Here is a 25,434-nt window from a genome sequence, read left to right on the forward strand (position 1 = left end):
TGTCTGATAAGCGGCATCTGTTTGATGAATGGGGTAGACTAAGCCAAAATAGGTCACTAGTGAACTGTATTTTCATTCACAGGTTTCCGCAGTAGGGTGATTGGAGAAGAATGGGCGATAAGAAATTACGATCAGATATCGTCAATCTAAGGGTCGTAGCTATTCTTGCCGTCATATTTGGTCATAGTACAACCATATATTGGTACAATTGGACAGATTATAGGACAACGCAAGAGGCACCTGTTTTCGCACATGTCGGGAATCTTGCTATGTTAGTATTGGGTCTCTGGATGCTGATTAGCGGATTTTGCGTTGGTTTTACGCTTCGTGGAAAAAAGCGATTCAAGGATTTCTTTATTAAAAGATTTAGTCGTCTGGTGATTCCGTATTGGTTGGTTGCGTTAATTTGGATGATTCCTATTCGCTTACTTATTGAATATCCTGGTTATGAAGGGCAATCTTTTCTTTATATTTTATGGAAAAATATCTTCTTGGGATATGATAACGGACAACTTTGGTATCTTCCTACACTGTTCTTTTATTCCTTGATTGCGTGGTTTATTAATTTTTGTCTTAAAAAATTTAAGTGGGCTGATATATTTGCATTTGCTATAAGTGTAATGATGCTTATCTTCTACACAAAGTACACGTGGCATGGGGCATCATTGATGCGGAGTCCAACTTTCTCTCCGTTCTTCCTATATTTCTCGTTCTTTATGCTCGGATTTATTCTTTTTAATCACGAAGCCGCAATCCGAAAATATATGACGAAGCCGTTATTAGTGGTTGGTTTTGTCCTGATGCTCGTAGCCGTTGGTTTCATGTACATGGGGAGGGGCGGGACATTCGTACAGTTAATTGCCGTCTGGCTGTGTCTCGTAGTTGTTTTTTTCCTTATGCCTAATAGGTCAAACAAATTTACAAGGACTCTTGCTGAAGTTAGCTTAGGTGTATACCTGTTCCATGAACCATTGGCCTTTATTTCTTATACATATTGGCCGGATATCAATCCATTATTGATGGTGTCAATTAACTTCTTTATCTGGGGGTCGATTGCATCAATTATATCTTACTTTGTTTTCGTTTTCCCAAAGAAGATTATGGGGAAGAAAGACTGACATGCGAAATAGATTTAAACGTATATTTTTTATTTTATGTTCGATAGTTCTATCGGCGTCTTCACTCTTTTGCTGTTCTACTGTTGCGAATGCTGCTTTAACTACTTCTGACCGTAATATAGATGTATTCATTGGTGATTCCACAACAGACGGGACTGGCCTGCCTGGTTATAAATATGGCGATTATTCCGTTGTTCAGAAATTAGATACTTGGGCAAATCATTTTTGCGAAAAAGATAATGCCCAATGTGAAAATTATGCCCATGGTGGTGCCGGTTTTTTAACCAATTTTAGTTATGATCAACAATATGCCAGGGTGGTTAATGAGATTGATAAAAATAAAATAAGACGTATTTTCGTGGTTGGTGTCTTTAATGATGCAAACTCAGGAAAATCAGTAACAGATATCATTTCTGCGGCACGAGATTTGTTCGGAAAGATTGTGAAAGAGAACCCGGAGGCGCAGGTGAATTTCGTTCCGGAGATAATGCCAAGGAGTCCTGATAATATTCAAGTTCTTGATCAATGGGGTTCTGGAGCGAAAGCGCTGGTCACTGCGATTACGGCTTTTTCTTCGGTAAATGTTCCAGATGATTGGGAACATTGGATAGAGGGGGATGACACTTGGCAGTCCGACAATCGGCATCCCAACGCGAAAGGACATGAGCTTGCGGCAAATTCTGCCGAACAGTGGGTACAAACTACCAATTTGCCGTTAGATCCATCAAAGGATGAAACTGATCAATCCATAAAGGTGAACACTGGAACCAGTGTTCGTAATCATTGGTTGCCTGTAATTGTGGTGCCGGTGGTCATAATTCTATTGATTATTGTCTTCACTGTAATTTTCATTAGAAGGCGTCCTGCGAAACGGTGTCGTCATCGTCGGATGTGATAATAATCGGATAGCTGTTTGATGGCTTCCGGCGTCGTGGTCTATTAACTTTTTATCTCGTGGGATTATAAGAGAATTTGGTTACGATATAAATGTCATAGACCTTAAATTGATATAATGATGATGCAAAGAATAATCAGGTTAGTTGATCATCTTAGATTATTTGGGGTCGGATTGGTCTCTGACCCTACGGACATAGTTTTTTGCCTGGCGCTAGCTCTGCTGCCCGCAGGTGGCACGGTATTCGGATTCTCTATGATGTATTGGAGTCCGATATCTCCTGTGTTATTTGTCCTCCACGTGCTGCTTAACGTGCGATTTGTGCCCCGCGTGTTCTCCCGTTATGGAGCCATAATGCTGTATCCAGCAGCATTGATAGTGGTTTCCGTATATGGATGGGCGAGCATCGGGTTCCATGTGCACACGGCGTTCCAAACACTTGTGGCGCTTCTTTCGGGCATATCGTGCCTTATTTCTCTGGACATTGCGTTTCGGTTGAAACAACTGGATTGGGCTTATGCGATCAGACTTGTTGTCATCGCATATTGGGTGTCTTTCGGAATAGGTGTTCTGGAATTCCTTGCCGTGCACGGACATGCCCCCGCAATTACATGGATTGCACGGCGCATCCTGAAACGTAACTACGTGCCCAACCATGTGCAGTTCCTCTTTGCCGAACCTTCATACGTCGGCATGCATGTATTCGGCGTACTTATGCCACTGTATTGGTTCACCAAGCGTAGGCAAGTCGCCATTCTTACGCTCTCGTATGCCTTCGGTGCGGCGGTTATGGGCGTTGGCGTGCGCATCCTTATTGACACGGTTGTCGCACTGCTGTTGTGGTTGATCGTTGCCGAGAATTTTCATCGTCTGCGCGATATCATCATCACCATTGCCGGTCTTGGCGTAATCGGAATCGGCGGGTCAGTGGTGATGCTGCGTAATCCGCGCGTCGAATCGTTGCTCGCCAACGGTCCGGTAAACGGAGATTTCTCCGCCTTGGCACGGCTGTTCCGTACGCTGGCCCCAGCTGAAGCGTGGAAAGCCGACTGGGCGCATTTCCTTTTTGGATTCGGTATAGGCAACCTCAAAGATGCCATTGCTCGTGGATATGGGGCCGCAGTGCAGGCACTTACGGCCATGGGAGGCAAACCACAGTCAAATGAGGAAATCCGTTTGCTGGGCAATCCTCCCGGAGACCATTACATTTTCACGATGAGCGCTTATGTAGATGCGATTACCGAATTTGGCATACTAATGTGTTTGGCCGGCGTAGTGTTGTTGTTCATGCACATCACCCGTAACGGGGCATGGAACAAGATGACGGTGTGTTGGATGGTCTTGTTGGCATATCTGTATATCCAGTTCGAGGGCTATGCCTTCTATGCGCTGTGGATGTTCATATGGGTTGTTGGTACGCGGATATATGGGCAAAAGAGAGATTCTGGTGAACAATTGAGCGCATCGTAAGCTAATGGTTGAGCGGTTTTGGTAAAACATGTATGTTACGAACAGAGTGAAAGGTGCCGCGTACAGGGGCGCTGTACAAGTGCTGAGAGGTAAGAGAGAGGCATCGCGCATGGCGAGCAGAAAATACAATTGGCCGATTGACGATCTCAACGGCGGAAACGTCGGCCGGCATTCGGGCATGGGGGACCGAGTGTATCTTTTCCCCTCCACGGTGCCCGAGCAAGGTTCCATCCCTGCCCTTGACCCTTCTTCGCTTGCTCCCCGCACTTCTGCGGTGGCGAAGGTATGGAACGCGAAAAAATCGGCCATTATCATTGCCGTGGTATTGGTCATAGCCTTGGCTGCGGCCGGTAGCGGGTTCACCGTATTGCAACGTCGTGACTCCAGCCAGATGGCCTTCGACGCCTGCCAGCAAGCCATAACCATCAATCAAAAGAGCGTCACACGACTCAAGAAGACCGTGGAGTCAACCACCCCGGCCACTCAGACTGCGGCCGATGCCGTTGCAGACCCACAGACCATCGATAATCTGAAGGCGGCGATTGATAAGGTCGGTGATGTCAAGCAGGCGGAGAATAGTTGCAGTCCTGATGCTGAAGCCGATCAGAATCTAGCGGCCGATGCAGCCATCACCGAGCAGACTCGTGCACTTGGTTCGAAGAACGAGGCAATTCTTGATGCGAATGATGCGGTTGCTTCATCCAAGGCGCGCAAGGATGCTCTGAATGCGAAACAGGCGCTCGGCGATCAGCTGGAGCAGCTGCAGAGCGTTTCCACTAGTTCGGCGGTATCTAGTGCCGATTTGCAAACGCGTAAGCAATATTCCGACGCTTTGAACATGACACAGCAGCTGTTGCTGTCGGACCAGATTATGAGCGCAGCTATATATCAGAGTGCTTCGCAGCAATTGCAGGCAGCGGTTGATAAGGTCAACCAGTCGGCTTTGCAGCAACAGCAGTAATCAACACTGCACGGCGGTTCGAGGGTCATCAAGGAAGGAACACGGTCCATGCATATCATGTTTGTCTGCACGGGCAACGTCTGCCGGTCGCCCATGGGCGAGTTGTTGATGCGGCGATACCTCTCTGGTACCTCCATTACTGTTTCGAGTGCTGGCACGCATGCTTTGGTCGGTCATCCCATCGATCCTTCGAGTGGCCGTCTGATGGACAGCGTGGGCATTGATTCGGGTGAATTCCGGTCCCGTCAGCTCACGCGAGAGTTGGCGGAAAACGCTGATTTGATTCTCTGTTTCGAAGAAGAGCAGCGCAATAATATCGTAGATATGGCTCCTGCGGTCGTTCGGCGCACGTTCCTCGTCACTGATTTTGCCAACATGTGTCTGTATTGCGCACAGCATGACTTGGTCAAGGGCTTGACTGTGCAGGAGCGATTGAATTCGGTCATCGAAGCGTCCTCGTTCATTCGCCCCATGATTCCGGCCCCTCGCGATGTGGAGGACCCCTTCACCAAAGATTTCCCTGTATTCCGTAAAGCCGCGAATCAGACCAATAAGGCAATATGGATCATACTCAACAGCATGCGCAAGCATTACCGAGTGAATGGTGCGCCGGCTCGAACCATGATCGAGCATGCGAAGGAAACACAGCCGGTTGCTGCGGAACCCGCTTCTGCGGAACCTGTGGAGATTTCGTTGCCGGTGTTTGCGCCTTACCAGTCCAATGCTGCGGAGACCGAAGTGATGAAGCCGGTACATGTGGCACCGGTAAAGACGGTTCCAGCGCAAATGGCACCGGCGCAGGCCCAGCCCGTGACGCGGTCCGTGGCACAGGCCGTATCGCAGCCGTCGCCAGTATCGGTTATGCCGGAGCAACCCGTAACAGCCCAGCCATCACCGGCTCCTCTCTCTCCGCCTACGCCGCCTAAACCTGCACCACCTCTCACCGTGGTTATGCCGGATGTGCCTAATTTCAATGTGAATGTTACAGGTGGGATCACTCCCACGAGCGGTGAGTGACGACTGCCTCCATAAGAATGTGTACCGGAGCAGCTGTTGCAGCTTGTGAGGAAGTCATTTGCATGGGAATGGAAGAAGGAGACGTTCAGTAATGAGCGACGAAAAGCGTGACACGCCCACGTCATCTTTAACGCAGGCGGGCGATATCGTCGACACGTTCTGGGATATCAAGCCAATCGAATTCCCCCGTCTGGATGGCGACGAGGAAACTTCGACCCTGCCGCCGCAGGATGGCAGTGATACAACCACTCCGTTCGGTGAATTACCGGTGTTTTCTGGCCCTGATCAAACCGACGAATCCACTACTGAGTCGGCTTCTGACAATGCAGGCGCTGATGACTTCGCGGCCGACATGGTGGCACAACCAGTCATCCCGGAACGCAAGATAAACCCGTGGCTTATTGTGACCATCGTGGCTACTGTGGTCATTATTATCGGTCTTGTCATCGGCGGATTGGTGTATTGGAATTCGCTGAAGAAAGATGATGCGCACTCCACCGCGATGTCGCAGTGTCTCTCCTCCAGCGATAATTACACCAAGGCGTCGGAGAAACTCTCGAAAGCGCTGGAAAACAGCAAAAGCGTGCAGGCCATTACCGACGGTCAGGTGGCTGATGCTGCTACGGTAAGCACACTGAAAAGCGCAGTGACAGAGGCGAATTCGATTGGCAAAGCCGCAAGCTGCAACTATATCGCGCCCACGGCTTCCCTGAGCAAATCCGCCAAAAGCAATCGCGCATTGACGGCTAAGCTCGAGAGCAGTGCCAAAGCTGTGACAACTGCCGCCAAAGCCGTAACGAAGAGCCAGGAACAGAAGAAGATCGATACCGCCAAGCAAAAGCTGCAATCTGCTGTTTCTGATGCCCAGCAGACGTTGGCTGACAGTGATGGTGCCGTTTCAGACGAAAGCACGCGCGACTCCCTGCAAAAGGCGCTTGACGATGCGAATGCATTGCTCAAACAGTCCAACCCGAAGGCAGCTGATCTCGAAAAATCGCTTACAAACTTGCAGGATGCTACCAAGGCAGTGAAATCGTCCATGGACGACTACACTGCGGCGCAGCAGCGTAAATCGAGCAGCTCTCAGAACTCCGGCGGCAACAATGGTTATTCCTCCAATAGCGGTACCAGCAACGGGGGGGTAACCACCGATGGGGAGCAGGTCGATCAGGGAACCAGCACTACGCCTACGACTCCGGATACTCCCACGACGCCCACGACTCCGGATACTCCCACTACACCCACGACTCCGACCAAGCCGGATCAGCCGACGAATCCTACGAATCCCACGGATCCTGATCAGCCAACGACACCTACTAATCCGGACCAATCCGGCGGGACTAGCGACGGTGGCTCCACTTCCGCGCAGTGATTGTTAACCTGCGGGTCACAGAGCGGTTGGATTCATGTTGCGTGCATGAACCCAACCGCTTTTTTATTGGGTGTAGACTCTGCTGGCGATATGAGGAATCGTATAACGGGGGGTAAGAATGCGTCATAAGGCTGGTAAAGAGAACGAGACCCAGACCAAGCACACCGGCCGGAACATCGTTATAGCGGTGGTGGTGGTATTGGCGGCATTCTGCGCTTATGCCGCGGCGCTGGTGCATTCGGCTATGGTGATTAAAGACGAAGTCACTCAATCAGTGGGTGTGGTGCGTGATTCTGGCATTGGTGCTGCTTTGGCCGGTTCCGGCCAAGACTCGAGCATGGCAGGTATGACCGCGATCGAAGCGGTAGCTCCTCAATTGCAGCAGCATACGACGGTCGCCCGGGGACAGGCTGATGGATGGGTGTGGCGTAGTGCTTCGATGTTGCCGGTGATAGGTAACGATTTTGCGGCCACCCGTATCGCCACTGATGCGTTGGACACTCTTGCTTCCGACGTTTTGCCAAGCCTTACCGATGCGGCAAATACCATGCAGAAAGCGGGTCTTGCCAATGCGGATGGCAATCTGAATGTCAAAACGTTGACTGAAGTATCGTCGAAAATCAGCAAAAGCAACGATACTCTACAGCGTCAGGTCACTGCGCTGAATGAAGCTCCTGAACCGCATATCGCCCAGGTTCGTGACGCATTGACCAGCGGCAAAGCCACATTGGATAGCGCTGCATCCCAGATCAATGGTGTTGCCAGCACACTTGACAGTTTGGCGGCATTGTTCGGTCATGAGGGTACCCGCAATTATCTGATTCTCTCGCAAACCAATGCGGAAACGCAGGCTGCTGGCGGCGTGGTGGGATCCGTCGGTACGCTGACAGTCAATAACGGCACTATTTCCATGGGACAGTTCTATTCCGACTCCAAGTTCGACCTGACGGCTCCGGTGACCAGCACGGATGAAGTGGACAAGCTCTATGCCATCTCACGGCTTGGGGTTTCCTATGGTGGTGACATTCGCTTGGCCTCCGCGACGCCGAACTTCCCGGCCGCGGCTCAGTATGCCAAAGAAGTGTGGGCGAGGCAGTCGTTTGGCTCGAACAATATCGACGGCGTACTGTCGTTCGATACAGTCGCGCTACAGTCTTTGCTCGGTGTGACCGGGCCTATCACGTTGAGTTCGGGAAAAGTGACGCTTACTGCACAGAACACTGCTCAGTATCTGTCGAATCAGGTGTACATCGATATCACTGATCAGAATGCTCAGGACGCATTCTTTGAGGAAAGCGCTCAGCGGATCATCAATGGCATGCTTTCCGGGCTGAATGCGCATAAGGCGCTATCGCTTGTTGCTACTATGCCAAAGCTCACTGAGAACCGACACGTATACATGTGGTCCTTCGATAAGTCCGATCAGAAAGTCCTGAAGAAAGCAGGCGTGGTTGGCGAGCCGGGCACCGATGCGCAGAATCCGGTCACCGGCGTATACGTCAACGAAATGGGCTGGACCAAAACTGACTGGTACATGAAGAAGTCTGCCACGGTGAGCAAGACTGCCGATAACAAAGACGGCTCTTCCACATATCACGTTACCTACACCACGACCAACACCATGACGGCTGATCAATCCACGAAACTTCCCGCCTATATTACCGGAACATTCCCGTTGGGCATGATGAGTGACTTGGTGAAGCAGTCGGGAGCGTCAGACGAGGAGAAAGCGGCGATTCATGCGGCGATGGAGAGCCTGAGCAAGCCTGGCGTTGTGGGGCATTCGATTGCCATTGCCAAACCGGTAGGTGGCAGCGTGTCCAATATCACCGTCACCAGTGATTCCAAGGACCAGATTCCCGCGCTGCAGAGTGACTTTATGAAGATCAAAGCCGGCAGTACCACGTATTATGCGAATATCGCATGTCTGTTGTCTCCCGGTGCGACGTTCACCGTCGAATACGATGTGAAAACGGCACCCCACGCTGCGCAACTTCAGCTGGATCAGACACCCACCAACAATCTCGCCGCGCAAGTGACGTATACGGATTCCGGGCGTTAGCGTTTAATCAGTGAGGCCGGTGACATGCGCATTCGCATGTCACCGGCCTCACTGATACAAGTCTAAGCTAATGCTCCTCAGTGACCGCCCTGCAATTAGGGTTTCACTTTCGCGAGGCTTGACGTTTCCTCGTTCACGCTCCGCCCTTGAATCCCAGCTGGCGCCAGGCTTCGTAGATGGCGATGGATGCGCAGTTGGTGAGGTTCAGGGAACGCAGGGACGGGCGCATGGGCAGTCGCACCTGCTCGGCCACATGCGGGCCCTCCATGATGTCCATCGGGTCGGGGATGTCACCGGGTTCCGGGCCGAACAGCAGGATGTCGGTCGGCTTGTATTCCACCTCGGTGTACAGCTTGGTGGCATGCGCGGTAAACGCGATGATGCGCGAATTGGGCATCGACTCCACCAGATTGTCGAAATTCGGGTGCAACACCACGTGGGCCATGTCATGGTAGTCGAGGCCCGCACGGCGCAGCTTGGTGTCGCGCAGGTTGAAGCCCAGCGGCTCCACCAAATGCAGGATGGTGCCGGTCACCGCGCACAGGCGGATGGCCGAGCCGGTGTTGCCGGGGATGCGCGGTGAGTAGTAGCACAGGTGCGGTGTTACGGTTTCGGTGGCTGCGGCCTTCTCCGCCGAAAGCATCGCATCCACTACGGAAATCGGGTTGCCGTGCGCATCGGTCACCAGCTCGTCCGGCCCGTAATTCGACTTGCGATAGCCGTATTCGAACATTTTCTCGACTTTGGTCTCGGGATTGGCTGGATTCGGTGTGCTCTGGGGGTTGTGTTTTGCCTCGTTCGTCATAGCTGCTAAGAATAAGAACGATGAACGACACAGCAATTTCTTTGCGATTGGGCGCATGGTGGGAGGCCAATGCGCGCGATTTGCCATGGCGCTTCGGCCGGGCCACGCCGTGGGGCGTGCTGGTATCCGAAGTCATGAGCCAGCAGACGCAGATGAGCCGTGTAGTGCCGTACTGGACCGACTGGATGGAACGTTGGCCCGACACCCGCGCCCTCGCCGAGGCCCCCAAGGCCGAGGTGATCACCGCATGGGGGCGGCTCGGCTATCCACGCCGCGCATTGCGGTTACAGGAATGCGCCCGCGTGGTGGCTGAAGATTACGCCGACAAACTGCCGCGCACGTATGACGAACTCACTGCATTGCCCGGCATCGGCGATTACACCGCCTCCGCGGTGATGAGCTTTGCGTTCGGCGAACGAATTGCCGTGATCGATACCAACATTCGCCGCGTGCTGAGCCGCGTGTTCCTGGGCGTCGAATCGCGCGGGGGAGCGACCAGCCCGGCCGAACGCGCGCTGGCGAACCGCATGCTGCCCAAAGACGAGATTCTCGGGTGCGATGCTGACGTCGCCGATAATGCCGGTAGCGCCGAACATGTCGTGAACAGCACTATCCGTGGCGGCAAACGCTCTCGACTGCATCGTGGCGAGCGCCCATCGGTCACGTGGAACCAGTCGGTGATGGAACTGGGCGCGGTGATCTGCACGGCCAAGTCGCCGCTGTGCGACACCTGCCCGATTGCGGACGACTGTGCATTTCTCAAGGCCGGCCGCCCCGGACTGGGGGAGCGCCGCACCCGCCCACGCCAACGATTCCAAGGCACGGATCGACAGGTGCGCGGTCTGGTGCTCGCCGCGCTGCGCGAGCTTCCCGCTGGAGCCACGTTGCCCAGGGAAGATGCCGACAAGCTTTGGAAGGACCAGATTCAGCTTGCCGCCTGCATCGCCAGCCTTGACGATGACGGCCTGATAGAGATTCTGGACGGCGGCCTGCGACTACCCAGCTGACATTGTGAAAAATGGTGGGCTCCCCAAGCGTGTATGGGCGTGGTGACCGTAGACTGGAAGAGTTATGGCAGTGCAGAGGAACACATCAGGCGCGAGAACGGCACGCGGAGCCGGCACCGGGGCCAATGGGCCATCCGGCGGGCCCTCCCAAAACAACCGTTCCGGCAAGCCGCGCAAGCGCAGGATCAGCAAAAAGCAGCAGGCCATCTATCGTCGTCGGCGTATCGTGGCCGGTACGGTGCTGCTGCTGATAATCGCGCTGATTGTATTCTGCGTGTATAGCCTTGGCCGGGGTATCGGTGCCGTGAACTCGATGATCCACCATGACGAGGTGTATGCGATTTCCCGCGACGCCACGCCGGCGCCGAAGAAAGTCAGCAACGTCAAGGATTGCTCGGCCAGTGATGTGACATTGCAGCTTTCCGCGGCCTCCCAATCCGTGCCGGTAGGAGGATCGCTTGATTTCACCGCGACCATCGTGCACGAGGGGTCAGGCAACTGTTTAGTGGACGGGTCCGATTCCGGCCGTGTGCTCACCATTACTTCCGGTCAGGAAACGATTTACAAGTCCGATGTGTGCCCGGCGGATTCACGTCTGCTGCTGATGGCTAAGGGCGATAAGGACGTTCAGAAGGTCACGTGGAATACCAATGCGAACGCCACGCTCGCCAAATGCACGGATGAGTCAGGTTGGGCCAAAGTCAATGCGGGAACGTACGTGGCGCAGCTGAGTTTGAAGGATCATCCGAAGGTGAAGAGCGATCCGGTGACGTTTACGGTGCAGTAAAAGTCTTGCCTTAGCGCTATTCTTTTGACTTTGCATGAGGTGTGTCATATTGCGGGCATGCCGTCGACAATGAAGCGTCCGCATAGGCATATGGTGGCCATGCCGGCGCTCCCAGGGGAATTACCACATATTAGCGAGCGATAAGGAACGTCCATTGGCTACTGAGTCTACGACGAACACCACCACCATCATCGCACGCGCCGACCAGCATGATATTGACCTGCACAAGGCGTCGGATCGCGTGAACTTCGGTTCCATCAAGGAACCCATCGATGTGCCCTACCTGCTGGGCGTGCAGACCGACAGCTTCGATTGGCTGATCGGCAACGAACGCTGGAAGGCGCGCGTCGAGGAGGACGAAAAGAACGGCACTAACACCGTGGCCCACACCTCCGGCCTCGATGAGGTCTTCAACGAGATCTCTCCGATCGAGAACTTCGCTCAGACCATGAGCCTGACCTTCTCCGATCCGTACTTCGAAGAGCCGCGTCACACCGTGCAGGAATGCAAGGAGAAGGATTACACCTACTCCGCACCGCTGTACGTGAATGCCGAGTTCGAGAACGGCGACACCGGCGAGATCAAGTCCCAGACCGTGTTCATGGGCGATTTCCCGCTGCAGACCCCGCACGGTACCTTCATCATCGGCGGCACCGAGCGAGTCATCGTCTCCCAGCTCGTGCGTTCCCCGGGCGTCTACTTCGACCGCCAGCAGGATCGCACCTCCGATAAGGAAGTCTTCGGCGCGAAGATCATCCCGAGCCGTGGTGCATGGCTCGAGTTCGAGATCGATAAGAAAGACCAGCCGCAGGTGCGCGTGGACCGCAAGCGCAAGCAGTCCGCCATCGTGTTCCTCATGGCCATCGGCATGACCAAGTCCGAGATCGCCCAGGCATTCAAGGACTACCCGCTGGTGCTCGACGCACTGGAGAAGGAAACCCTCGAGACCCAGGACGAGGCCCTCGTTGACCTCTACCGCAAGATTCGTCCGGCCGACACCCCGACCCCCGAGGCCGGCAAGAATCTGCTGGACTCCTTCTACTTCAACACCAAGCGCTACGATCTGGCCCGTGTTGGCCGCTACAAGATCAACCGCAAGCTGGGTGTCGAGGCCGATTTCAACGATCGTTCCCTCCACCAGGAAGACATCATCGCCACAATCAAGTACCTGGTGGCCCTGCACGACGGTGCGGCGACCTTCCCGGGCAAGCGCAACGGCGAAGACGTTGACCTGCGCGTGGACGTCGACGATATCGATCACTTCGGCAACCGTCGTATCCGCCAGGTCGGCGAGCTGATTCAGAACCAGCTGCGTACCGGTCTGAGCCGTATGGAGCGCGTGGTGCGCGAGCGTATGACCACTCAGGACGCCGAGGCCATCACCCCACAGTCCCTGATCAACATCCGTCCGGTGAACGCCACCATCAAGGAGTTCTTCGGCACTTCCCAGCTCTCCCAGTTCATGGATCAGAACAACCCGCTGTCCGGTGTGACGAACAAGCGTCGTCTTTCCGCACTGGGCCCCGGCGGTCTGTCCCGCGACCGCGCCTCCATGGAGGTGCGCGACGTGCACCCGTCCCACTTCGGCCGTATGTGCCCGATCGAGTCTCCTGAAGGCCCGAACATCGGTCTGATCGGCTCCCTGGCAACCTTCGGCCGCGTCAACCCGTTCGGCTTCATCGAGACCCCGTACCGCAAGGTCGTCAACGGCCACGTGACCGACGAGGTCGAGTACATGACCGCTGACCGCGATCTTGACCACGTCATTGCCCAGGCCAACCAGGAGCTCGACGAGAACGGCAACTTCGTGCAGAAGTCCGCCCTTGCCCGAGTCGGCGAAGAAGAGGCGGTCGATGTGCCGGTGAGCTCCGTGGACTACATGGACGTCTCCCCGCGCCAGATGGTCTCCCTCGGCGCCTCCCTGATTCCGTTCCTGGAGCATGATGAGGGCCACCGTGCACTGATGGGTACCAACATGCAGCGTCAGGCCGTGCCGCTGATCGAATCCGAGCGCCCGCTGGTGGGCACCGGCTCCGAATGGCGCGCCGCCAACGACTCCGGCGACGTCATCAAGTCCGAGAAGGACGGTGTGGTTACCTACGTGTCCGCCGACCTGATCCGCGTGATGAACGACGACGGCACCACCAGCTCCTACAAGCTGGCCAAGTTCCAGCGCTCCAACCAGACCACCTGCTACAACCAGCGCCCGATCGTCCACGACGGCGAGCGTGTGGAAGCCGGCTCGGTTATGGCTGACGGCCCCGCCATCCAGAACGGCGACCTGGCCCTGGGCAAGAACCTGCTCATCGCCTTCATGCCGTGGAACGGCTACAACTACGAGGATGCTGTGATCATCTCCCAGCGCCTCGTGCAGGACGACACCCTCTCCTCCATCCACATCGAGGAGTACGAGATTGACGCCCGCGAAACCAAGCTGGGTGCCGAAGAGATCACCCGCGACCTGCCGAACGTCGGCGAGGACGCCGTGGCCAACCTCGACGAGCGCGGCATCATCCGCATCGGCGCCGAGGTCGAGGCCGGCGACATCCTGGTCGGTAAGGTCACCCCGAAGGGTGAGACCGAGCTGACCCCGGAGGAGCGCCTGCTGCGCGCCATCTTCGGCGAGAAGTCCCGCGAGGTGCGTGACACCTCCCTGCGCGTGCCCCACGGCGAGACCGGTACCGTCATCGGCGTCAAGGAAATCACCCGTGAGGATGCCGAGGAGGACGGCGACGAGCTGCCCAACGGCGTCAACCAGATGATCCGCGTCTACATCGCCCAGCACCGCAAGATCACGGTGGGCGACAAGCTCTCCGGCCGCCACGGCAACAAGGGCTGCATCTCCCGCATCCTGCCGGAAGAGGACATGCCGTTCCTGGCTGACGGTACTCCGGTCGACATCATGCTGAACCCGCTGGGTGTGCCTTCCCGAATGAACCTTGGCCAGGTGCTCGAACTGCACCTCGGCTGGATTGCTCACTCCGGTTGGGACATCTCTTTGGATCCGAATCTGGAAGCCGAGTGGAAGAAGCTGATTCCGTCCGGTGCCGAGAAGGCCGAGCCGAACACCCCGGTTGCCACCCCGGTGTTCGACGGTGTCAAGCCTGAGGTCCTGAAGGGCCTGCTGTCCACCACGCTGCCGAACCGCGACGGCGACCGTCTGGTCGGCCCCGACGGCAAGGCCACCCTGTTCGATGGCCGTACCGGTGAACCGTACACCAAGCCGATTTCCGTTGGCTACATGTACATGCTGAAGCTGCACCACCTGGTCGACGACAAGATTCACGCTCGTTCCACCGGCCCGTACTCCATGATCACCCAGCAGCCGCTCGGTGGTAAGGCCCAGTTCGGTGGCCAGCGCTTCGGCGAGATGGAGGTGTGGGCCCTTGAGGCCTACGGCGCCGCCTACACGCTGCACGAGATGATGACCACCAAGTCCGATGACGTCGACGGCCGTGTGCGTGTCTATGGTGCCATCGTCAAGGGCGATAACCTGCCGCCGGCAGGCATCCCCGAGTCGTTCAAGGTGCTCCTGAAGGAAATGCAGTCCCTGTCCCTGAACGTCGAAGTGCTCAACGCCGAAGGCGTGGCCATCGACATGAAGGATGAGGATGACGATCCGGCCAGCTCCGCTGACGACCTCGGCTTCAACATCGGCGCCCGCCCCGACGCGGCCGCCAAGGAAGACCAGAAGGCCGAAGAGCCCGAATACCAGTGATCCCTCGGGCTGCATGCGGTCAATACGCCGCGTGTAGCTCCGCCAACGTGAAATAAATAACGTACAGAGACCTTTCCGGTTTGCACTACCCCTCAGTCAGCCTTGGCTGACAGCTCCCCTGACAAGGGGAGCTTGGGAAGGTCTCAAGAACAGAAACGGATTAACAAGTGCTGGACGTCAACGCATTTGACAAGATTCGCATCGGCCTTGCCACCGCCGATGACATCCGTGGTTGGAGCCACGGTGAGGTCAAGAAGCCTGAAACCATCAACTACCGTACGCTGAAGCCTGAGAAGGACGGTCTGTTCGGCGAACAGATCTTCGGCCCGACCCGTGACTGGGAGTGCGCCTGCGGCAAGTACAAGCGCGTGCGCTTCAAGGGCATCGTCTGCGAGCGATGCGGCGTCGAAGTGACCCGCAGCCGCGTGCGCCGTGAGCGCATGGGCCACATCGAGCTCGCCGCCCCGGTGACGCACATCTGGTTCTTCAAGGGTGTGCCTTCCCGCCTCGGCTACCTGCTGAACGTCACCCCGAAGGACCTGGAGCGCGTGATTTACTTCGCCTCCTACATGGTCACCGAGGTGAACGAAGACGAGCGTCACAACGATCTGCCCGGCCTGCAGGACGAGTTCGATTCCGAGATCAAGCGCCTTGAGCAGCGCCGTGACTCCGACATCGAAGCCCGCGCCAAGAAGGTCGAAGAGGATCTCGCCGCCCTTGAGGAGGCCGGCGAGGCCAAGGGCCCGGCCCGCACCAAGTTGCGTAACGGTGCCGAGCGTGATATGGCTGCCATCCGCACCCGCTACAACGACCAGATCGCCCGTGTGGACGCCGTCTTCGACAAGTTCAAGAAGCTCAAGCCCGGCGACATGGTCGACGACGTGGACCTGTGGCGCGAGATGCAGGACCGCTACGGCGATTACTTCGACGGCTGCATGGGCGCCGAAGCCATCAAGAAGCGCCTGCAGTCCCTCGACCTGGAGACCATCTCCAAGGAACTGCGCGAGGAGATCAAGGACGCTTCCGAACAGCGTAAGACCAAGGCCCTGAAGCGCCTCAAGGTCGTCAACGCCTTCCTGACCACCGGCAACAAGCCGGAGGCCATGGTGCTCGACGTGATCCCGGTCATCCCGCCGGACCTGCGCCCGATGGTCCAGCTCGACGGTGGCCGCTTCGCCACCTCCGACCTCAACGACCTGTACCGCCGTGTGATCAACCGTAACAACCGTCTGAAGCGACTGATCGAGCTCGGCGCCCCTGAAATCATGCTCAACAACGAGAAGCGCATGCTCCAGGAAGCCGTCGACTCCCTGTTCGACAACGGCCGTCGTGGTCGCCCGGTCACCGGTGCCTCCAACCGTCCGCTGAAGTCCCTGTCCGACATGCTCAAGGGTAAGCAGGGTCGTTTCCGTCAGAACCTGCTCGGTAAGCGAGTCGACTACTCCGGCCGTTCCGTGATCGTGGTCGGCCCGTCCCTGCGCATGCACCAGTGCGGTCTGCCGAAGCCGATGGCCCTCGAGCTGTTCAAGCCGTTCGTCATCAAGCGCCTCGTGGACCTGAACTATGCGCAGAACATGAAGTCCGCCAAGCGTCTTGTGGACCGCGGCGACGCCGAAGTGTGGGGCGTGCTCGAGGAGGTCATCTCCGAGCACCCCGTGCTGCTCAACCGTGCACCTACGCTGCACCGTCTGGGTATTCAGGCATTCGAGCCGATCCTGGTGGAAGGCAAGGCCATCCACCTGCCGCCGCTGGCCTGCGCCGCCTTCAACGCCGACTTCGATGGTGACCAGATGGCAGTCCACCTGCCGCTCTCCGCCGAAGCCCAGGCCGAGGCCCGCTCGCTGATGATGGCTTCCGACAACATCCTGAAGCCGGCCGACGGCCACACCGTGACCATGCCGAGCCAGGATATGATCCTCGGTTTGTACTACCTGTCCACCGTGCTGGAAGGCGTCAAGGGCCAGGGCCGCGTGTTCTCCTCGCTGGAAGAGGCCGAAATGGCCCTCGACCGCCACGAGATCGACATGCAGGCCAAGGTGCTCATCCGCCTGCCCGAGAGCTTCGTGCTGCCGAAGAACTGGGAGCCCGGCGAAGTCAAGGTGCTCGACCCGCGCGAAGGCGAGGACGAGGTCGTCAAGGAAGAACGCTTCCACGACGGCACCGTGCTGTTCGCCACCTCCTACGGCCGCATCCTGTTCAACGAGACCCTGCCGACCGACTACCCGTTCGTCAACGAGCAGGTGGCCAAGGGCCGTCTGTCCAAGATCGTCGATGACATCGCCATGCGTTACTCCACCCAGCAGGTGGCCGCCACGCTGGATGCCCTGAAGGATCTCGGCTTCACCCGCGCACCGTGGTCCGGCGTGTCCTTCGCGTTCTCCGACGTGAACGAGCCGCCCGAGCGCGACGAGAAGATCGCCGAGTACGAGGCCAAGGCCGACAAGGTCAACGCCAACTACGAGATGGGTCTGTTGACCGAGGAAGCTCGCCGTCAGGAACTCATCGACCTGTGGACCGAGTGCACCGCCGAAGTGTCCAAGGAAGTCGAGGAGAAGTTCGACCCGACCTCCAACCTGGCCATCATCGTGCAGTCTGGTGCACGAGGCAACATGATGCAGATCAACCAGATTGCAGGTATGCGAGGCCTCGTGGCTAACCCGAAGGGTGAGATCATTCCTCGTCCTGTGAAGTCCAACTACCGCGACGGCCTGTCCGTGCTGGAGTACTTCATCTCCCAGCACGGTGCACGTAAGGGTCTGGCCGATACCGCACTGCGTACCGCAGAATCCGGTTACCTGACCCGTCGTCTGGTCGACGTCTCCCAGGACGTCATCGTGCGCGAAGAGGACTGCGGCACCAAGGCCGGTCTGCCCATCCGCGTCGCCGAGCGCGACAACGACGGCAACCTGGTGCTCGTCAAGGCCGCCGACGGTGGCCCGTACTCCCGTCTGCTCGCCGCCGACGTCATCGACCCGGCCGACGGACAGACCGTGCTGTACAAGCGCGACGACGCCCTGTCCATGGACGTGCTCAACGACCTCGTGGCCCACGGCGTCGAGGAAGTCAAGTGCCGTTCCGTGCTGACCTGCGAGTCCAAGCGCGGCGTGTGCGCCAAGTGCTACGGCTGGTCCCTGGCCACCAACAAGCTGGTTGATGTCGGCGAGACCGTCGGTATCGTCGCCGCCCAGTCCATCGGTGAGCCTGGTACCCAGCTGACGCTGCGTTCCTTCCACTCCGGTGGTGTGGCCGCGGCCTCCGATATCACCCAGGGTCTTCCCCGTGTCACCGAGCTTTTCGAGGCCCGCACCCCGAAGGGTGAGGCCCCGATCACCGAGTTCGCCGGCAGCATCAAGATCGTGGAGAACGATCGCGGTCGCCAGATCATCCTGACCCCGGACGCCGATTCCGGCGCACCGAAGGAAGACGGCGTGATCAAGCCGATCACCTACCAGGTCTCCAAGCGCGTGCCGCTCAAGGTTGCCGACGGCGACCACATCAAGGTCGGCACCCAGCTGGTCGAAGGTTCTGTGGACCCCAAGAAGATCCTCACCATCCTCGGCAAGCGCGCCGCCCAGGTCAACATCGTGGAGGAAGTGCACACCGTGTACCGCTCCCAGGGTGTGGATATCCACGACAAGCACATCGAGGTCATCGTGCACCAGATGACCCGTCGCGTGACCATCATCGACTCCGGCGACACCGACCTGCTGCCGGGTGAGCTGGTGGACAACGCCCGCTTCCGCGAGATCAACCGCAACATCGTCAAGAACGGTGGCCGTCCGGCCGTCGGTCGTCCGGCGCTTATGGGTATCACCAAGGCGTCGCTGGCCACCGACTCCTGGCTGTCCGCCGCATCCTTCCAGGAGACCACCCGCGTGCTCACCGAAGCCGCCCTCTCCGAGAAGGTCGACGACCTCAAGGGCCTCAAGGAGAACGTCATCATCGGTAAGCTCATCCCGGCCGGTACGGGCCTCGCGCGCTACCGCAACGCCGTGGTCGAGCCTGACAAGGCCATCCGCGACACCATCTACCCGAACTTCGGTCTGGGCGGCGATGGTGATCTCGGCGACGCGAGCTTCTCCGACGCCGACCTGTCTGACCTGAACTTCTCGAACCTCGAGTTCGGCGATCTGAAGCTCGGCGACGACTTCAACCCGGATGATTTCTACTCCGATCAGGGCGGTCAGCCTGACATCGAGGAGTAAGTGAGAAGGTCCTAGAAAGGATGCCCCTTCTAGGACTCAGATTTTGCGTTAATCGCAATAAGATGGCCCGGAACTATATCAGTTCCGGGCCATCCGTATATTTGCCATTGTGATTTTCCTGTTGAACAAGAGCAGGCAGCCGCTCGTTGCTTGATTACTCAGGCCTGTTTTTCGGAGAACTGGAAGAACTGGTCTCCGATACGCACCGTGGCAGGCGCGCTGAGCTTGAGCGGTGTGCCCTTGGTGACTTGGGTCTCCTGGCCATTGGTGATGATGTAGGTGCCGTTCAACGAGCCGTAGTCCTCGATCCACAGCGCGCCATCGGTGTCGATGCTGATGGCGGCGTGATTACGGGACGTGGTGCGGGTCGGGTCTTCGATACGCTCCGCCTTGGCATCCTGCGGCACATTCATGGAAGGCTTGCGGCCCAGCAACGTGCTCTTATCGATCACAATGGTCTGGCCGGTGACATCGTTATGCAGCAGGTACGTCTTCTTCGGTGCCTTGGACGTGAACGAGGAGGAGAGCACGGTGCTGTCCCAATCCTCGATGTCGTTTTCGGCGGCGTGCGGTGTGGTGTCTGCCGGAGCGGTGGCAGCGGGCTCAGCGGCGGCGGCCGTGGCGGCAGGCTCTGCGGTAAAAGCGGTATTGGTTGCCGCTTCCGCGGTACGGGGCTGCCCGTAGTCGTTCTGCGGTTCGGCTGTGCCAACTGTGGAATCCGGGGTGCCTTCCACCGGATCGTCAGAATACCAACCCAGTTCAGGTGCTGGAGGGTAGGGAAGTTTGGCCATGATGATGCCGTCCTTTCACTGACGGGAAGCCAGAGCGGCGTTGATTGCCGGGTCGCCGAGCTGGCCCAGCCATTCGATCAGTGCCGGATAGGTGTTGGGATTACGTGCGATGCAGGCGCGTAGTTCAGGCGCGTACTGGGCAATCTGGGCGATTTGCATCTGGTCGGTGGTGGTCAGGGCCTGTTCGGCGGTGAAACCGTAAGGATTGGTGGCCACAGGCTCCTCGAATGCCGCCTGAGCCGCAGGCTGCTGAGCCTGTTCGGCGGCGGGCTGCTGGGCCGCCTGTGCCGTGGCTTTCTGATCCTGAACCGGGCCGCCGAATGCCTCGGCAGTGAACCCGTATTGCGCCAGGGTCTCGCGGGCGCGATCGTCACCGAACTCGGCGATCCAACGCTTCAAGCCGGGATAACAGCGCGGATTCACGGCGACATTGGCACCGAATTCCGGATTCTCGTAGGCGATTTTTGCCAGCAGAATCGGATCCGCGTTCGGATCCTGAACGGCAGCGACCGCAGCATCATAATCAACCATGGGATTACCTCCTTATGTTCGCTCGGTTATGCCGAACGTATGGTCCGTAGTGTTTGTAGTGTTGCGTCTTCAATGGCGCCGATATCCTCACCTTCGTCCAGCCTGAATGCGCTGAACGCATGATGTTCGGGTTCGGTCAATGGCATATCGGCCACAATCACAGTGATATTGTCGGTTCCGCCCGCATCAAGAGCGGCCGCCACCAAGGCGTCCACGGCCTCCTGCGGACTGGAATGCGCCGCGGCGATGGCCGCGATCTGTTCGTCCGGCACCTCGCCATGCAATCCATCCGAACAGATGATGAAGCGGCCGGTCAGATCGGCGACATATACGTCGGGCATGATGCCATCCGGATCACCCAGACATTGGGTGATGATGTTGCGTGGAATGGTCGCCTCCGCCTCTTCCGGCAACATCTGCCCGGAATCGATGGCTTCTTGGCGCTGGGAATGGTCTCGCGTGATGCGGGTCAGCGAAGCGGCGTCCCACACGGGAATGATATCCGTGGCGGGAGCATCGGCATGCGCCAACGGACTGAGATGGTAGGTGCGGGAATCGCCGACATTGACCACATAGGTCTGGTCCGAGAAGTCCTGATCATCGGCGTCACTGAACAAAGCAGCGCTGCGGGCGCTGGCGGAATCCGCATGATCTTGGGGCAGTACCAAACCGGAGCAGGTTGTGCCGGCCACGCCGCCAAGGCGGTCTCCCAGATCGAGAATGTCGTGCTGGGCCCGTGCCAAGGTGTCGTCGATATCCTGACGGGTGCGTGAAGGCATGGCGGCCAATTGTGCGAAATGCTGGGCAGCCAACTGGCTTGCCTGCTCGCCGCCTTTGCCGCCGCCCATGCCGTCACAGACCATGAACACGCCTTGTTGCGCGAATCCGGTGTCTTGGTTGTTTTTGCGCCTAAGACCCACGTCACTGGTCATCGCGATACGGATGGAGCCTGTGGTCATGACGCCTTCCCCTTCTTACGCGTGCGCTTGACATGCGTCGTGTGCGGCTTTGCTGCGTGCCCATTTGACAGTATAGCCACGCTTTTCAGGGAAAGTCGTGTACGTATCCTCCTGAAACGCGGCAAAGAAGCGAGCATTGCCTTGCGTAATTGGTCGACTCCTGTCCAATATGTGGTGGCTTGGCCCGATTCAATGTCTTGCCCCGAGAACGTGGCGTAGTCGGCTTCCCGGCCAAGCTGGATCAAAGCCTGGTCATCTGTGCCGAGTTGACGGGCGATGGCACCGGCCTGATCTCGACGAGTGCCCTTGGCTGTGATGCCGCTTTGCTCGGCAAGCATGCGTATGGCATTCCAACCTGCTGCCACACGGGCTTTCGGACTGCCATGCCGCCGCGCTCGTGCCAGCAGTATGGCCTTGAACATCAGAATCAGACCGCAGGCGATGAGTAGGGTCCACAATGGGCTGCCGTACAGGGCCACCTTGCGGGTCACTCGCCAGAACCGCGCCCAGAACAGGTTGGTCGGCGAATCATCGGCGTCGGCGCCGGCCAATGAGCTTTGGCCCTTGGCTTGCGTCTGATCGCGCAGCGGATCGGTCAACGGCACTGGTGGTTGCCGGACCAGCGTCTGCGGATTCGGCGGCGTCAGGTTCTGGTTTTCATCAGGCATCTTGGTCTCCTTGGGCGTCGGATAGAACGCCACCCATCCCAGGCCCTGCAATTTGATTTCCACCCAAGCGGTGACATCGTTGCCGGTGAATTCGATTTTGGTGCCATTGCCCGAGGTCTTCTCCGTGCGGGCATCGGTGATTTCGCCATCCTCGTTTTTCGGCAGGAAGCCCAGGACCACACGGGAGGGCAGTCCCAGATCACGAGCCATCAGTGCCATGGCGGAGGCATATTGCTCGGAGTCGCCCACCATGGCCGTGCCTGCCAGCAGCTTGTTGATGCGGTAGTTGCCATGGCCGGCATCGGAGGGATAGTCGCCTTCAAGTCCATGAGAGAACCATCCGGAGTCTTTCAATGTGTCGGCCAACGCCGTGGCTGCGGCACCGCCCGAGGACTGCCCGCCGGCAATGGACGTGGCCAGTTTGCTGGCCGAATCGGGAACATCCTGGGCTTCTGGTTGGGTGATGCGGGCCGCAGCCGCACTGCTGATCTGCTTATCGGTGGGATTACGGGCGATAATGCCGGATTCGGTATAGGTGAGGCCTTTACGCGTGCCGGCGGGAATAATGGCGGAATCGGTATCCGTGTTGTAGTAAAACGTGTCATTGCCGTTGTCGGCATCGTTGGCGAAGCTCACGCCAGTGGCCGCTCCCGCCAGCGGCAGCCAGGTGTCGGTCAGTCCCTGATCGACGGTGAAGGTCGCAGTGAAGGATTTACCCTGCTCATCCGCCTTGATCGTGGTGCCCACGCGATGATAATTCGAGGAGTCCGTGGCTTCGGAAGAATCGGACAGGTTCCATACTGTGCCATCGAATCGATCCATCACCGCAAGTTTGACCGGTGTTCCGGCCGGCAGATTATGAACGGTCAGCAACACGTCTTTTTTGTGGTCCTTGATATAGGATCGCATGCCGCTGAGCGGGCTGGTGTAATCGTAGGGGCTTAACGGCGGATCGTAGCGGTCGCGCAGCACGAAACGGTCCTGCGGCACCAGCAACGTGCCCCCGAAAGCAAGGCCGGCAGCGAGCACGACGATGATCAGCGCGGATATCCAGCGCCCCCATTCCAGCAGTTCAAGACGCCAAGACAGCCAGATAATCAGCAGCAAGGCAAAGGCAATACCGCAGATGGCGCGTTGCCAGCCGCTGTCTGTGCCCAGCAGGGCACATACGGCCACGGCCGCCGCAAGGGGCAGCACTCCCACCAGAGACAACCATGCGTTGGCATTAATGGCAAACACGCCGGTGAAGAACGTAAGCCACAGGCCGATGGTCCATACCGCCATCAGCACGCCGTCTTGCGTGCCCAGAGGCGGATCGACGGAAATAATGTACTTGAACGAGCCAAACGTCATTTCCCAACCTGAACTCAAGGTCTTCAAGGTGGGAATCACGTAATGGGACGTAGTGGAACTCAGCGTTACCACCGGGCCGATGATGAATTGGGCAAACGCCAGAAACACGATTTGCCACCACAGTCGCAACGCCGGCAACATGCCCGCCAGAGCGATGATCGCGCCCAGCAAGGTGGCCGGTACAGCGGCAATCGCCCAAGTGGCCACGCCGCCGTACACGTCGATGAGATTGGCTTGCGCCAGCAACATCATCGCCGCTATGAGTACGAGGCTGGCGATTCGTTTGCCCCACGGCTGGCGACTGAGGCCCATGCCGCGAAGCACATTGCCTCTGGTCATCCAGATAACCGAATGTGTGGAGTCGGCCCAGGAGCCGGTGGTGGTGGAGGTCCCGGTGTACGTGCCGGAGGAAGTGCCGGTGTATGTGCCGCTCGATCCGGCGTACGCAGCGGTATTGGTATTGGTGATACTGGACTGGTCGAAGGTCATGCGAGCACCCCCATGATCAGCGGGAGATCATCGAGGTCGCCGATGGTGGCCAATGTGAAGTTGGCGAATCTTCTGATGCCGCGATTGGCGCCGGCGCTGGCCTGCAATACCACGCAGCTGGCCGATCGGGGCAAGGCCAAGGTCATGCGCTTGATTTGCTCGATGTCTTTCAGCGATCCAACAGTGAAAAAATAGAACGAAGCATCAGGACTGTGCTTCAGCGTGCCCTCGGCGAGATTCGGATTATCCTCACGATCAGGCTCTATGGCACTGGCGTTGTCGAGGAACTCCATGGCGTTGCGCGGCTGGCCGTGCGTGTTGCCCGCGTGGCAGAACAATGGACGATCCTGCAGCAGGCATTTGACGCCGATGGAGGAGTGGATGGACACCGCCATCTCGAATTCCTCGCCGTTGACGTATTCGTCCGGGTTCACGCTGATGGTCACCGAGGTGTCGGTGCGGCGCGTGGCCTCATATTGGCGAATCATCAACGTGCCGGTTTTCGCGGAGCTCAGCCAGTGGACGTTACGCACGTCGTCGCCCGGCTCGTATTCGCGCAATCCGTAGAAGTCGAGATCATCATCCACGATCTGGCCGGATGGTTGGCCTTCCAGGTCGCGGGGCACGCCGGCATTCAGAGTATCGAGACGCACGGTACGAGGGTGGATGAATACGGTGATGCGGTCGGCCAGCTCCTTTTCGTGACGCACCAGACCGAACGGGTCTCCCTTGCGGATGCGCAATGGGCCGATGGGCAGTATTGCGCGCGATACGGTACGGAACTCCACATCGGTTTGCTTGGATTGCCCGGGAGCCAGCATGGGGATGTTGAATCGTTCATGCGCATCGCCGATTGGCAGATATCCGCGTGCCGTGGTCGTCGGCGTTCTGCCGGTGTTGTCGATGCCGACGATAACGGATACGGTGTCTCCCACGGTCACGCGATGATTGGATACGACGATGGACGCGTGGAAGCGTGTGTTGCCGAGGGAAAGCACGATTGCCGCGAGCATCATCACCATCGCCACGATGCCGAATACGAGCAGCTCATACCAGCCCAGAAACGGGAACGCAATAAGGCATGCGATGCCTGCGCTCGTTACCGCCCAGCCCAAGGGCGAGACGTAGGATGCGAAGAACCGTCTGATGCGTCTTACCGCGCGCTTGAACATGCGTTCAGCGCGCCGGCGACGGCGTAATGCGGCGGATGTAGATGCCATGGTCGG

16 protein-coding genes and 1 pseudogene are annotated in these 25,434 nt (G+C 57.7%); 11 read left to right on the top strand and 6 right to left on the bottom strand.

What is annotated here, in order from left to right:
- Positions 1-110 precede the first annotated feature (110 nt).
- From AB5287_RS02590 to AB5287_RS02620, 7 genes and pseudogenes are all read left to right on the top strand, one after another.
- Positions 111-1,118: an acyltransferase family protein gene (locus AB5287_RS02590; RefSeq protein WP_368220590.1), complete on the top strand. Its 1,008-nt coding sequence runs from the start codon at positions 111-113 to the stop codon at positions 1,116-1,118.
- Between the two features lies 1 nt (position 1,119).
- The gene (locus AB5287_RS02595; RefSeq protein WP_080824234.1) at positions 1,120-2,013 is read left to right on the top strand and encodes an SGNH/GDSL hydrolase family protein; all 894 of its coding nucleotides are present in this window, start codon (positions 1,120-1,122) and stop codon (positions 2,011-2,013) included.
- 354 nt (positions 2,014-2,367) lie between these two features.
- On the top strand, positions 2,368-3,483 hold the full coding sequence (locus tag AB5287_RS02600; RefSeq protein WP_007058856.1) for a hypothetical protein: 1,116 nt from the start codon (positions 2,368-2,370) through the stop codon (positions 3,481-3,483).
- A 109-nt stretch (positions 3,484-3,592) separates the two neighbouring features.
- A complete protein-coding gene (locus AB5287_RS02605; protein WP_061870217.1) occupies positions 3,593-4,444 on the top strand; it encodes a hypothetical protein in 852 nt (283 codons plus the stop codon).
- A gap of 48 nt (positions 4,445-4,492) precedes the next feature.
- A pseudogene (locus AB5287_RS02610) lies at positions 4,493-5,071 on the top strand (phosphotyrosine protein phosphatase); the annotation flags it as partial.
- Between the two features lie 481 nt (positions 5,072-5,552).
- Complete coding sequence (locus AB5287_RS02615; protein ID WP_032738660.1) at positions 5,553-6,833, top strand: hypothetical protein; 1,281 nt, start codon at positions 5,553-5,555, stop codon at positions 6,831-6,833.
- A 118-nt stretch (positions 6,834-6,951) separates the two neighbouring features.
- On the top strand, positions 6,952-8,895 hold the full coding sequence (locus tag AB5287_RS02620; RefSeq protein WP_032682488.1) for a DUF4012 domain-containing protein: 1,944 nt from the start codon (positions 6,952-6,954) through the stop codon (positions 8,893-8,895).
- A 133-nt stretch (positions 8,896-9,028) separates the two neighbouring features.
- On the opposite strand, the gene AB5287_RS02625 is transcribed toward AB5287_RS02620, so the two are convergent.
- Positions 9,029-9,700 carry a tRNA (cytidine(34)-2'-O)-methyltransferase gene (locus AB5287_RS02625; RefSeq protein WP_007058488.1) on the bottom strand — a complete coding sequence of 224 codons (672 nt, stop codon included), beginning with the start codon at positions 9,698-9,700 and terminating at the stop codon, positions 9,029-9,031.
- Positions 9,701-9,720: 20 nt separating this feature from the next.
- Between AB5287_RS02625 and AB5287_RS02630 the strand changes: the two genes are divergently transcribed.
- From AB5287_RS02630 to AB5287_RS02645, 4 genes are all read left to right on the top strand, one after another.
- Positions 9,721-10,707 carry an A/G-specific adenine glycosylase gene (locus AB5287_RS02630; RefSeq protein WP_065453041.1) on the top strand — a complete coding sequence of 329 codons (987 nt, stop codon included), beginning with the start codon at positions 9,721-9,723 and terminating at the stop codon, positions 10,705-10,707.
- A 64-nt stretch (positions 10,708-10,771) separates the two neighbouring features.
- Positions 10,772-11,494: a hypothetical protein gene (locus tag AB5287_RS02635; protein ID WP_007057770.1), complete on the top strand. Its 723-nt coding sequence runs from the start codon at positions 10,772-10,774 to the stop codon at positions 11,492-11,494.
- 154 nt (positions 11,495-11,648) lie between these two features.
- Entirely contained in the window at positions 11,649-15,212 is a 3,564-nt protein-coding gene (locus AB5287_RS02640; RefSeq protein ID WP_007053735.1) for a DNA-directed RNA polymerase subunit beta, read from the top strand.
- A gap of 167 nt (positions 15,213-15,379) precedes the next feature.
- Positions 15,380-19,417, top strand: coding sequence for a DNA-directed RNA polymerase subunit beta' (locus AB5287_RS02645; RefSeq protein ID WP_007051319.1), 4,038 nt, complete (start codon positions 15,380-15,382; stop codon positions 19,415-19,417).
- Between the two features lie 158 nt (positions 19,418-19,575).
- Here the strand turns inward: AB5287_RS02645 and AB5287_RS02650 are convergent, their stop codons facing one another.
- From AB5287_RS02650 to AB5287_RS02670, 5 genes are read right to left on the bottom strand one after another with little or no spacing between them, the layout of a single operon-like run.
- Complete coding sequence (locus tag AB5287_RS02650; RefSeq protein WP_015512360.1) at positions 19,576-20,208, bottom strand: FHA domain-containing protein; 633 nt, start codon at positions 20,206-20,208, stop codon at positions 19,576-19,578.
- A gap of 15 nt (positions 20,209-20,223) precedes the next feature.
- A complete protein-coding gene (locus AB5287_RS02655; RefSeq protein ID WP_007051317.1) occupies positions 20,224-20,739 on the bottom strand; it encodes a hypothetical protein in 516 nt (171 codons plus the stop codon).
- Positions 20,740-20,765: 26 nt separating this feature from the next.
- Positions 20,766-21,698, bottom strand: a complete 933-nt coding sequence (locus AB5287_RS02660; RefSeq protein WP_007056411.1) for a PP2C family serine/threonine-protein phosphatase — start codon at positions 21,696-21,698, stop codon at positions 20,766-20,768.
- Entirely contained in the window at positions 21,695-24,208 is a 2,514-nt protein-coding gene (locus AB5287_RS02665) for a transglutaminase domain-containing protein (protein WP_131266601.1), read from the bottom strand. The genes AB5287_RS02660 and AB5287_RS02665 overlap by 4 nt, the downstream gene beginning before the upstream one ends.
- Complete coding sequence (locus tag AB5287_RS02670; RefSeq protein ID WP_023658110.1) at positions 24,205-25,428, bottom strand: DUF58 domain-containing protein; 1,224 nt, start codon at positions 25,426-25,428, stop codon at positions 24,205-24,207. Before AB5287_RS02670 ends, AB5287_RS02665 begins: the two co-directional genes overlap by 4 nt.
- Between the last annotated feature and the right edge of the window lie 6 nt (positions 25,429-25,434).

It is taken from the genome of Bifidobacterium sp. RTP21102st3_E2_RTP21102_210122 (assembly GCF_040916945.1).
GTDB classification, from domain to species: Bacteria; Actinomycetota; Actinomycetes; order Actinomycetales; family Bifidobacteriaceae; genus Bifidobacterium; species Bifidobacterium longum.